Annotated in this window: 9 protein-coding genes; 1 reads left to right on the top strand and 8 read right to left on the bottom strand. The window is 44.3% G+C overall.

Annotated features, from left to right (window positions below):
• Positions 1–6: 6 nt before the first annotated feature.
• Positions 7–669: a Crp/Fnr family transcriptional regulator gene (locus tag PGX78_RS05060; protein ID WP_270445680.1), complete on the bottom strand. Its 663-nt coding sequence runs from the start codon at positions 667–669 to the stop codon at positions 7–9.
• A 92-nt stretch (positions 670–761) separates the two neighbouring features.
• Here PGX78_RS05060 and PGX78_RS05055 point away from each other — a divergent pair, with 92 nt between their 5' ends.
• Positions 762–1,193 (top strand): iron-sulfur cluster-binding oxidoreductase, encoded by a 432-nt coding sequence (locus PGX78_RS05055; protein ID WP_270445678.1) that lies wholly within the window; start codon positions 762–764, stop codon positions 1,191–1,193.
• A 43-nt stretch (positions 1,194–1,236) separates the two neighbouring features.
• Here PGX78_RS05055 and PGX78_RS05050 read toward each other — a convergent pair whose 3' ends face one another.
• The 7 genes from PGX78_RS05050 to PGX78_RS05020 form a co-directional block, all read right to left on the bottom strand.
• A complete protein-coding gene (locus tag PGX78_RS05050; RefSeq protein WP_006941924.1) occupies positions 1,237–1,677 on the bottom strand; it encodes an Lrp/AsnC family transcriptional regulator in 441 nt (146 codons plus the stop codon).
• A 124-nt stretch (positions 1,678–1,801) separates the two neighbouring features.
• Complete coding sequence (locus tag PGX78_RS05045) at positions 1,802–2,746, bottom strand: FAD:protein FMN transferase (RefSeq protein WP_006941923.1); 945 nt, start codon at positions 2,744–2,746, stop codon at positions 1,802–1,804.
• Positions 2,747–2,870: 124 nt separating this feature from the next.
• Positions 2,871–3,728, bottom strand: a complete 858-nt coding sequence (gene rnfB, locus PGX78_RS05040) for an RnfABCDGE type electron transport complex subunit B (RefSeq protein ID WP_006941922.1) — start codon at positions 3,726–3,728, stop codon at positions 2,871–2,873.
• Between the two features lie 21 nt (positions 3,729–3,749).
• Complete coding sequence (locus PGX78_RS05035) at positions 3,750–4,325, bottom strand: electron transport complex protein RnfA (protein ID WP_006941921.1); 576 nt, start codon at positions 4,323–4,325, stop codon at positions 3,750–3,752.
• Complete coding sequence (gene rsxE / locus PGX78_RS05030) at positions 4,325–4,957, bottom strand: electron transport complex subunit RsxE (RefSeq protein WP_006941920.1); 633 nt, start codon at positions 4,955–4,957, stop codon at positions 4,325–4,327. The genes PGX78_RS05035 and rsxE overlap by 1 nt, the downstream gene beginning before the upstream one ends.
• 2 nt (positions 4,958–4,959) lie before the next feature.
• Positions 4,960–5,511, bottom strand: coding sequence for an RnfABCDGE type electron transport complex subunit G (locus PGX78_RS05025; protein WP_270445668.1), 552 nt, complete (start codon positions 5,509–5,511; stop codon positions 4,960–4,962).
• 1 nt (position 5,512) lies between these two features.
• A partial coding sequence (locus tag PGX78_RS05020; RefSeq protein ID WP_270445666.1) for an RnfABCDGE type electron transport complex subunit D occupies positions 5,513–5,984 on the bottom strand: 472 nt, incomplete at its 5' end.

The following is a 5,984-nucleotide window of genomic DNA, read 5'->3' as shown; positions in this document are numbered from 1 at the left end:
CTTTTTTTATTGCAGCAAGGTAAATTCATCTTTATGGTATTTAATCAGCCCGTCTTTTTGCATCCTACTGAGTTCTGCCGACATGGCACTGCGATCTACGGATAAAAAGTCGGCCAACTGTTGGCGATTGAATTCAATAGTAAAGGAAGGACTCCCCAGACGTCTTGCCTCATCGGACAAATAAGCCATCAGCTTTTGACGCGTCGACCGTTGCGAAATATAACGAATTTTTTTCGTTAAAAGAATATTCTTTCCTGCCAATAAGCCCATTACATTTCGCAATACACGCCGAGCCTCTGCAGGTAAAGATGTATCAGATCTCATCAATGAATCGATACTCAAAAAAAGAATGTCACCTTCTTCAACGACAACCACATCCACAATAGCTTGTGCCGACGGTAAGGCCGCAAAGGCTTCGCCGAAGAGTTGTCCCTTTTGAACGAGCGTCAAAATATTACGATTTCCCCAGTAATCTTCTTGAACGATATGACAACTTCCGGATAAGACAATACTGATAGTGTTTATGTCATCGCCTGCATAAAAAACGAAATTGCCTTTGTCAAAATGTCGTTTACGAGCACCCATGGACTGTAATAAAGATCCTATGGATGTTTCTTCAACGCCCTTAAAGAGGTCCGTATTTTTTAAAAGCGAAATGTATTCTTCCATGTTGTCACCTCAGTTATATTTCCAACAGACTCGGTACGTTTATTCTACTATACTATGTCCAGAAATAAAACAGATCTTTAAGGAGGCACGTCATGGAAACACAAATATTTATGAATCCGGTAGGTGGCCGAATGATGAGATCTCTTCAAGATAACGAAAATATCTCGCATCTTTCATACTGGCCCATTCAGTTGAAATTGGTACCTGAAGAATCTCCGGCTTTTAACGGGGCGGACTTACTCATTGCTGCTGATTGCACAGCTTATGCCTATGCCGATTTCGGTAAAGATTTTATAAAGGACAAGACTCTTATCATTACCTGTCCTAAACTGAATGATGATAACGCTATGGAAAAACTGACGAATATTTTAAAAAATAATGACGTTCATTCGGTAACGGTCATCCGTATGAGTGTTCCTTGCTGTCAACGTTTAGAAAAAACAGTTGAACAAGCCGTCGCAACCTCTCAAAAAATGCTTCCTATTAAAACATGTGTCATTACTCCGAACGGATCCGTTCAATAACCATATACTAAAAGGAGCTTCGCATTAGCGAAGCTCCTTTTTTTCAGATATTCCATTCTTCTTTCAAGGTAGAAAGACACAAGAAGGTTTGAGTCATTGTTACCGTCGGAATTTCGTTCAACTCTCTCATAATGAACTGTTCCAACTCATCAGGTGTCTTAACCAGAACTTTCAATATGTAATCGAAAGCCCCTACGATGTGGTGACATTCCAAAACCTCGTCAAAGGTTAAAATACGCTTTCTGAACTCGTCATCTGTCGAAGTACGCTCTACAGTAACCATAATAAACGCAGTTACATTATACCCCGTCTTGCGACGACTTAATTTAACACCGTATCCTTCAATTATTCCGTTGTGTTCCATCTTACGTATTCTTTCGGCCACAGCCGGAATTGACAATCCTACGACCTTACTGATATCCGTCGCCGAAACCTTACCGTTTTTTTTCAGCAACTCCAAAATATTCTCATCAATATGATCCATATGCCTACCGCCCTTTGTGAAATATTTCGTATACTTTATTCCATTATCTTATAAAATGAAAAAAAAGTAAATACAAAATGCAAAAATCTTATGTTTTCACCCGATTTCCATAACTGAAAAAAGGTTAGGGCATTAGCTTAAAATCACTGTTCAAGTCGGAAAAATGAGACTTAAATCCGTCTGTCATGTATATCTTCCCGTCAGTTGTCGTAATCATGGCTTCCACACCGTTTACGGAATGAGCAAATTCCATTCCCCGTTCAGGCCCGAGGACAAACAAAATGGTCGTCAGCATATCCCCCAACATACCGCCATGTTCAATGGACGAATCTACCAGAACGGAATCACTCATCACACCGCTACGAGCCGGTCGACCTGTTTTAGGATCGAAAATATGATGGTACCGCACACCGTTTTCTTCAAAAAAGCGTTCATAGTCTCCCGACGTGGAAATATTTTCATTACTTACGGCTACAATACCCAAGTATGTGTCTTTATCATCATTACGCGGATGCTTAATGCCGATACGCCAGGGGCCGCCTTTAGCGTTGGAACCTAAGGCATACATGGAACTGGCACCGAGATTAATCAAACCGTTTTCAATATGATGTTTGGCAAAAATAGCCCGTACTTCATCAACGGCATAGCCTTTGGCAATGCCGCCCAAATCAATACTCATACCCGCTTTAGCAAGTTTCACACTGTGATCTTCAGGCCGCAGCAGTATATCCTTATAGTTAACAAGGCTTTCGGCAGCTGCAATTTCTTCATCCGAAGGAATCCGCTGATTATCCGTTCCGATTCCCCACAAGTCCGTTATGACTCCTGTGGTAATATCCCAAGCACCTTGTGATTTTTCAGAGTAAGTTTTTGCAAAATCAATCATTTCATACACGGCAGGATCCACTTGTACATAGTCCTTTCCCGCCGCCGCTTTCAATTTTCCCAAATCACTATCCGGACGCTGTGCACTGGCCAGCCGGTCCAATTCCTGGATTCGGGCAAAACTTTCCTCAACCGCTTCCTTTGCTTCCGGTCCCGTCGCCTTTAAGGATATCGTCGTATCCATGGCTACTCCGTTCTTATCGTAAGACTGCTCCGAACGCGAAAGGCATCCGGAGCAGACCAACGACAGAACGAGAAGGAATACTACGGCTATCATGGTCGTATATCTTCTTCCGTTCATAACACTATTATCCTATCTTTGCTTCTTCAACTTCAGCTTTTGCCGCTTTTACATATGCGGCAATAGCCTTGGTCGGGCACTTAGTTACACAAGTGGGATCTTCACAAGCATGGCAAATTTCGGGATTTACCACTGCCAAGTGATCGATTACCTGTACGCCGCCTTCATGCGAGCAATTACGTACGCAAAGTCCGCAACCGATACATGCAGCCGAGCAGGACTTCTTAGCAACTGCCCCGGCTTCTTTGGAGCTGCAACTTACGCTGACTTTTGCACTTACAGGTAACAATTCGATAACGTGATTCGGGCAAACACTTGCGCACTTACCGCAACCGGTGCAAAGCACCTTGTTTACTTGGGGTAACCCGTTCGTACCCATCGTCATAGCATTGAAGGGGCAATTGCGAACACAATTACCGAAGCCCAAGCAACCGAACTTACAGGATTTAGGCCCCTGCTGAATCTGTTTAGCAGCTGCACAGTCCATAACGCCCTTGTATTCGTATGCCATCTTGGCAATACCGATACCGCCACGGCATTTAACATGTGCAAACTTAGCTTCCGCAGCTTCTGCCACCTTACCGGTAAGCATGGCTACTTCTTCAGCAACTGCCGCTTTACCGGGAACGCAGAGATTGGGCGGAACATCAGGATCGTTTACAACCGCTTCGGCATATTTGGCACAACCTGCATAACCGCAAGCACCGCACTGACCTTGAGGCAGAGCTTCTTTAACTTCACCAATCAAAGGATTTTCGTCCATAGCAAACTTCTTATCCGCCGTTGCCAAGACGAAACCGAATACGGTACCTACGCAAACCATAATAACTACGGCCATGATAGATATAAATAAGGTTTCATTCATAATCTTATGTCACCTCTTATCCTATAACATACCGGAGAATCCGAGGAAGGCCAAGGATAACATACCGGCTACAACGAATGCGATCGGAGTGCCCTTCATAGCTGCAGGCACATCGGCAAAGTCGAGTTTTTCACGAGCGCTGGCCATGAGGATCAACGCCAAAGCAAAACCGATACCGGAACCGACGGCAAAGACAATGTTTTCAATAAAGTTGTAATTGTTCGTTACACTCAATACGGGGACGGACAAAACGATACAGTTCGTAGCGATAAGCATGAGGTAAATCCCCCACATGTTATACAACGTAGGCGATTCCTTCTTGATGATAATTTCCAACAACTGTACGAAGCTGGCTATCAAGACAACGAATGTAATAGTCCGCAAGAACGTAAGGTCGAGCGGTACGAGGACAAAGTTATATACCAACCAAGCCAAAATGGTGCTCAGCGTAATAACGGAAGTTACGGCGAAACCCATGCCGATAGAAGCATTAAGGTTCTTAGAAACGCCGAAGAAAATACACAAGCCCAAGAACTTGGTCAATACGAAGTTGTTAATTAAAACAGCACCGATGAACAGCGTAAAGTATTCACCCATTATGCTTCACTCCCTTCAAGTTCTTTCAGCAAGCGTGCTTTTTCTCGTTTCTGGTTCCAAACTTTGAAACCGGCCATAATAAAACCGATCAACATGAAAGCTCCGGGCGGTAAAGCCATAATCAGAGCCGGTTGATACCAATCTCCGAAAACGGGGATACCGAAGAGCGAACCGTTGCCGAGAATTTCACGAACGAAGGAAATGAGGAACATTGCTACTGTAAAGCCGAATCCCATGCCCATACCGTCGAGGAAAGATACGACAATGCCGTTTTTAGAAGCAACCGATTCGGCACGAGCCAAGATGATTGCGAATACGACAACCAAGTCAAGATATACACCCAACGCCTTATACAAATCGGGAGCAAAGGCTTGGAGGAACAGCTGTACACAAGTAACGATTGTTGCGATACAAGTGATGTATACAGGTACACGAACCTTTTTATTAATCGTCTTACGAATAATTGAAACGACTACGTTGTTACAAGTAATAACGAACCAAACCGTAAGACCCATGGTCAAACCGTTAATAACGCTTGTCGTTACGGCAAGACCGGGGCACAAGCTCAGAGCTAATACGAAGTACGGGTTTTCTTCGATAATGCCTCTACTGAATATTTTCCATAAACTCATGATTAGTGACCCCCTAACTGTGCGGCCTTTTCAACAGCTTCTTTTACGCCGCGAGTAACTGCACGGGAAGAAATGGTTGCACCGGTCATAGCTTGGATAAGGTCCGTCTTGCTCGGGTCTTTAGTAACTTCCAAGTGGTCCAGTTTCTTACCCTTGAACTGGCCGCGGAATTTGGGTTTTGAAGCATTATCGCCCAGGCCCGGAGTTTCGTTATGTTCAAGCATTGTGTAGTCCATAACGGAGCCGTCCAACGAAACAGCCGTCAACAATTTAATGGGACCGCCGTAACCCTTAGGTTCCGTCGGAATAACATAAGCAATCGTTTTGCCGTCTTTTTGGGCAAAATACGTATCTTTTTCACCGGGTACTTCGGCAAACTTTTCCGCATTGGGAACGAGGGCTCTCATGGAGTCCTGTTTCATTTGTTCCGCTTTAACTTTAGCAATCGGGCCGGTTATATAATATACACAGCCGATGATGAGACCGGATACCAAGCAAGTGAGGATAAGATTGAGAGCAATTTTAAAAATGTTGTTTTCCGTTGATTCCGACATCTTATTCAGCCTCCTTTGCCTTGACCTTTACAGAGCCGAAAATTCTCGGTTTTACTGTAAGGTCGATTAAGGGAGTTACGGCATTCATTAAGAGGATGGAGTAACAAACCCCTTCAGGATAACCGCCGAGGAGACGAATCAATACGGTAAGTACGCCTGCACCGACAGCAAAAATCAATTGACCTTTCAAGGTAATCGGGGCCGTTACCATATCAGTGGACATGAAGAAAGCACCGATAATCAAACCGCCGGCCATCATGTGGAAAATAGGATCGCCCGTAAAAAGGCCGCCTGTTGCATGAGCACCTACGGCACCGCCGAAGATCCACATCAAAATGCCGACAGTCGCAATCATAGCAACCGTTGCCTGCCACTTGACATAGCCCTTATACATGAGGAATAAGCCGCCGAGAATCAAAAGCACCGTCGACGTTTCACCCATAGAACCGTTACGGAATCCGAGGAACATGTTT

Source organism: Megasphaera sp. AF13-6AC, assembly GCF_027685385.1.
Taxonomy (GTDB): Bacteria; Bacillota; Negativicutes; order Veillonellales; family Megasphaeraceae; genus Megasphaera; species Megasphaera micronuciformis.
This window is presented reverse-complemented; position numbering and strand designations above follow the sequence as displayed.

Excerpts from the sequence above, each read along its gene's own strand:
- PGX78_RS05035 (WP_006941921.1), bottom strand. The coding sequence starts at position 4,325 with ATGGGTGAATACTTTACGCTGTTCATCGGTGCTGTTTTAATTAACAAC.
- PGX78_RS05025 (WP_270445668.1), bottom strand. The coding sequence starts at position 5,511 with ATGTCGGAATCAACGGAAAACAACATTTTTAAAATTGCTCTCAATCTT.
- rnfB (WP_006941922.1), bottom strand. The coding sequence starts at position 3,728 with ATGAATGAAACCTTATTTATATCTATCATGGCCGTAGTTATTATGGTT.
- PGX78_RS05045 (WP_006941923.1), bottom strand. The coding sequence starts at position 2,746 with ATGGATACGACGATATCCTTAAAGGCGACGGGACCGGAAGCAAAGGAA.
- PGX78_RS05050 (WP_006941924.1), bottom strand. The coding sequence starts at position 1,677 with ATGGATCATATTGATGAGAATATTTTGGAGTTGCTGAAAAAAAACGGT.
- rsxE (WP_006941920.1), bottom strand. The coding sequence starts at position 4,957 with ATGAGTTTATGGAAAATATTCAGTAGAGGCATTATCGAAGAAAACCCG.
- PGX78_RS05055 (WP_270445678.1), top strand. The coding sequence starts at position 762 with ATGGAAACACAAATATTTATGAATCCGGTAGGTGGCCGAATGATGAGA.
- PGX78_RS05060 (WP_270445680.1), bottom strand. The coding sequence starts at position 669 with ATGGAAGAATACATTTCGCTTTTAAAAAATACGGACCTCTTTAAGGGC.